This is a genomic window from Paraburkholderia sp. SIMBA_053, assembly GCF_046534895.1.
In the GTDB taxonomy this organism is placed as follows: Bacteria; Pseudomonadota; Gammaproteobacteria; order Burkholderiales; family Burkholderiaceae; genus Paraburkholderia; species Paraburkholderia caledonica.
Genome location: NZ_JAWRXU010000236.1, coordinates 1 through 358, shown reverse-complemented (window position 1 = coordinate 358; position 358 = coordinate 1). Strand labels below are relative to the sequence as shown.

The following is a 358-nucleotide window of genomic DNA, read 5'->3' as shown; positions in this document are numbered from 1 at the left end:
CGCGCTGATCGACGAGCAGTCCGCTCTGGGCTTCTCCGCTCGAGCGGCATCCGCCCAAGCTTCAGGAGACGACACCGCTGCCAGGTCCGACCTCGAACGCGCCGCAGCCCTGGCGACCGAGTTTCCGACGTACTACGGGGCCGCGTGGGTCATGCTGTCGACGGCGATGCTCACGGACGACGCCCTCGGCGGCTGCGGGACGGGAGCGGCCTGATGTCCCGGAGCAGCGCGACCCGATCCGTCGTCTCCGCGGGAGCACTCGTGCTCGCGCTGCTTCTGAGCGCCTGCGGTACCACCGACGCGGCGACCTCACCGTCCGCGTCATCGCCCCCGAGCGACGCGTTCTCCGCCGGCGGCC

General features: G+C 72.1%; 1 protein-coding gene. It reads left to right on the top strand.

Annotation, left to right across the window (positions count from 1 at the left end; all coding sequences use genetic code 11):
- A partial coding sequence (locus SB753_RS35425) for a hypothetical protein (protein ID WP_410804739.1) occupies positions 1-214 on the top strand: 214 nt, incomplete at its 5' end.
- Positions 215-358: the final 144 nt, after the last annotated feature.